Genomic DNA, 3,834 nt, shown 5'->3' on the forward strand with positions numbered 1-3,834 from the left:
GGTAGAGGTTCGCGAACGCCTCGATGAACGCCTCCGGGTGCCCGGTCGGCAGCCGCGAGGCCTTCTTCGCCGCGTCGCCCAGCCACGGCGAGCCGCGCGTCAGCAGGCGCTTCGGCCCGTCGAGCGAGGCATGCACCAGCAGGTTCGGATCCTCCTGGTGCCAGGTCAGCGAGCCCTGGGTGCCGAACACCCGCAGCCGCAGGTCGTTCTCGCCGCCAATCTCGATCTGCGACGCGATCATCACGCCGCGCGCGCCGCCCCGGTAGCGCAGCAGCAGGTTGCCGTCGTCGTCGAGCCGGCGGCCCGGCACGAAGGCGGTGAGATCCGCGCACAGCGCCTCGATCTCCAGCCCGCAGACGCTCGCCACCAGGTTCTCGGCATGCGTTCCGATGTCGCCGATCGCACCGACGATGCCGCTCCTCGCCGGGTCGACGCGCCAGTCGGCCTGCTTGTGGTCGCCGGCCTCCAGCTGCGTCGCGAGCCAGCCCTGGTTGTATTCGACGATCACCTTGCGGATCTGGCCGAGCTCTCCGCTGCGCACCATCTCGCGCGCCTGCCGCACCATCGGGTAGCCGGTGTAGTTGTGCGTGACGCCGAACACCGTGCCGCTGCGCTCGCGCGCCGCGAGCAGCGCCTGCGCCTGCTCGCTGGTGTGCACCAGCGGCTTGTCGCACACCACGTGGATGCCGGCCTCGGTGAAGGCCTTCGCCACCTCGAAGTGCACGTGATTCGGCGTCACGATGCTGACGAAATCGATGCGCTCGCCGCGCGGGCGTTTCAGCTCGTCGTCGAGCAGCGCCTGCCAGCTGCCGTGGTTGCGCGCGTCGGCCAGGCCGAGATCGCGTCCCGAGGACCGCGCCTTCTCGGCATCGGCCGACAGCGCGCCCGCCACCAGCTCGATCTGCCCATCCAGCGCCATCGCCTTGCGGTGCACCGCACCGATGAACGCACCCCGGCCGCCACCGACCATCGCATATCGCAGCTTGCGCATCAGCAGCCCCTTCTCACTTCTCGAACGACGCGTCGAACGCCCGCGCCGACGGCTTGAAATCGAGCCGGCGCGAGAACGCCGCGCTCTCGGTCGCGCCATGCACGCGGTCCATGCGGCTGTCTTCCCACTCGACGCTCAGCGGCCCCTGGTAGCGGATGTCGTTGAGCGCGACGATGATTCCCTCGAAGTCGATCATCCCGCGCCCGACGCTGCGGAAATCCCAGAAGCGCCGCGCGTCGCCGAAGCTGGTGTGCCCGCCGAACACGCCGACCGAGCCGTCGCCCTTGCCCCACCACACGTCCTTCATGTGCACGTTGTGGATGCGCGGGCCGAAGGTGCGCAGGAACTTGACGTAGTCGACGCCCTGGTAGCCCAGGTGGCTCGGGTCGAAGTTGAAGCCGAAGCGCTGGTGGCCTTTGACCGCCTCGATCGCGCGCTGGCTGCTCGCGATGTCGAACGCGATCTCGGTCGGGTGCACCTCGAGCGCGAAGTTCACGTCGACCTCCTCGAACATGTCGAGGATCGGCGTCCAGCGCGTTGCGAAGTCCTCGAAGCCCTTGTTCCAGAACGCCTGGTTCGTCGGTGGGAAGGCATACAGCGCATGCCAGATCGACGAGCCGGTGAAGCCGGTCACCGTCTTCGCGCCGAACTTCGCGGCGGCGCGCGCGGTGTCCTGCATCTCCTTCGCGGCGCGCCGGCGCACGCCCTCGGGCTCGCCGTCGCCCCAGACATGGGCCGGCAGGATCGATTTGTGCCGCTCGTCGATCAGGTCGCACACCGCCTGGCCGGTCAGGTGATTGCCGATCGCGAAGCACTGCAGGCCGTGCTGCTCCAGCAGCCGGCGCTTGTCGGCCACGTAGCGTTCCGACTGCAGCGCCTCCTGCACATTGAAATGGTCGCCCCAGCAGGCGAGCTCCAGCCCGTCGTAGCCCATCGATTTCGCGAGGGGCGCCAGTTCGGCGAGCGACAGGTCGGCCCACTGGCCGGTGAACAGGGTGACGGGTCTGGGCATGGTCAGCTCCTCAGATCAGGTGGTTCAGAACGGTGAGTCCGGCACGTAGTACTTGGCCGCGTTGTCCTTGGTGATCAGCACCGACGGGATGATCGTGGTCGCCGGCATCGCGGTGCCCTTCACCCGCGCCTCGGCGGTCATCTTCATCGCGTCGGCGATCATGCTGGGCGAGTAGGTCACGTCGGCGGTGACGATCTTGTCGCCGTCCATCACCTTCTTGATGTAGTCCTTCGAGCCGGCGCCGCCGATCACCAGCTTCACGTCGCTGCGCTTGGCCTGCTCGATCGCCTTCTGCACGCCCACCGCCATGTCGTCGTCCGAGGCCCACACGGCATCGATCTGCTTGAAGCGCGTCAGGTAGTCCTGCATCACCTTGAAGGCATCGTCGCGGTTCCAGTTGCCGTGCTTGGCATCCAGCACCTTGATGCCCGGGTTCGCCTTCATCACCGCGTTGAAGGCATCGACGCGCTGGTTGTCGATCACCGTCGGGATGCCGCGCAGGATCACCACGTTGCCCTTGCCACCCATCGCCTTGGCCATGTACTCGCCGGCCACCTTGCCGAAGCCGGGGTTGTCGCCGGCCACGTAGGCGTTCTGCGCGCTGGTGTCGGTCAGGCCGCGGTCGACCACGGTCACGTACACGCCCTTGGCCTTGACCTGCGCGACCGGCTGCGTCAGCGGCGCGGATTCGAACGGCAGGATCACCAGCGTGTTGATCTTGTTGACCGTCTGCAGGTCCTGCACCTGGTTGGCCTGCTCCGAGGCCGAGCCTGCGGTCTTCACGATCACCTGCAGGCCGGGATGCGCCTTCTCGAGCTCGGCCTTGGTGCGGTTGGCCCAATAGACGACGCCACCGGCCCAGCCGTGCGTGGCGGCCGGGATGGACACGCCCATCACGACCTTGTCCTGGGCGAAGGCGGTGGCGCCTGCGGCAAGTGCCGCCAGCGTCACGAGGATGCGGGGAATGAACTTCATGGAACTCGTCTCCTGTTGTGTGTCGATCGGGACTCGATCGGGGTCTCTGCGGAACATGACCGTTGCCGGCCGGGGAACTAACGCCGCCCCCTCTGGAGGAAGGCGACGATGATGATCACGATGCCCTGCACGGCGGCGTTCAGGTACACGCTGATGATGCTGGTGAGGTTCAGGATGTTGCTGATCACCGAGAGCAGGATCGCGCCGACCACGGTGCCGGTGATGCGGCCCTCGCCGCCCTTCAGCGCGGTGCCGCCGACGATCACCGCGGCGATCGCCTCCAGCTCCCACAGCAGCCCGGTGGTCGGCGAGGCCGAGCCGAGGCGCGGCACGTACAGCACGGTGGCCACGCCGACGCACACGCCCAGCAGCATGTAGGTCAGCACCTTGATGCGGTCGACGTTGACGGCCGCATAGCGCGCGACCTGCTCGTTCGAGCCGATCGCCTGCACGTAGCGGCCGTAACCGGTGCGGTTCAGGATCAGCGCGCCCAGCAGCGCGACCGCGGCGAACACCCAGATCGGGAACGGCACGCCCAGCAGGCTGCCGTAGTAGACCGGGCTGTAGGCGTCGGAGAGCTTGCCGTCGAGCGTGATCGCGCCGCCGTTGGCCAAGTAGGTGAGGTAGGCGCGGAAGATCCCGAGCGTGCCCAGCGTGACGATGAACGGCTCGATGCGGCCCTTCGTGACGAGCAGCCCATGCGCGAGGCCGAAGACCGCGCCGAGCACCAAGGCGAACACGATGCCGATCGCCACCGTCAGCAGCGGCGAGCCGACCTGCGCGGCGATGCCGTTCATCAGCAGGATCATGCTGCCGGCGATCAGCGCCGCCATCGAGCCGACCGACAGGTCGATGC

The 3,834-nt window shown here is 67.8% G+C and carries 4 protein-coding genes; all 4 read right to left on the minus strand.

All coding sequences use genetic code 11. The features are described 5' to 3' along the window. The coding region (locus tag AC1D01_RS24425) for a Gfo/Idh/MocA family protein (RefSeq protein ID WP_477870960.1) at positions 1 to 991 on the minus strand (991 nt) is incomplete at its 3' end. A 13-nt stretch (positions 992 to 1,004) separates the two neighbouring features. Next, on the minus strand, positions 1,005 to 2,003 hold the full coding sequence (locus AC1D01_RS24430) for a sugar phosphate isomerase/epimerase family protein (protein ID WP_477870962.1): 999 nt from the start codon (positions 2,001 to 2,003) through the stop codon (positions 1,005 to 1,007). A gap of 24 nt (positions 2,004 to 2,027) precedes the next feature. Beyond that, the gene (locus tag AC1D01_RS24435; protein WP_477870964.1) at positions 2,028 to 2,978 is read right to left on the minus strand and encodes a substrate-binding domain-containing protein; all 951 of its coding nucleotides are present in this window, start codon (positions 2,976 to 2,978) and stop codon (positions 2,028 to 2,030) included. Positions 2,979 to 3,055: 77 nt separating this feature from the next. Continuing rightward, a partial coding sequence (locus AC1D01_RS24440; RefSeq protein WP_477870966.1) for an ABC transporter permease occupies positions 3,056 to 3,834 on the minus strand: 779 nt, incomplete at its 5' end.

Source organism: Rhizobacter sp. P3_B12 (assembly GCF_056402895.1).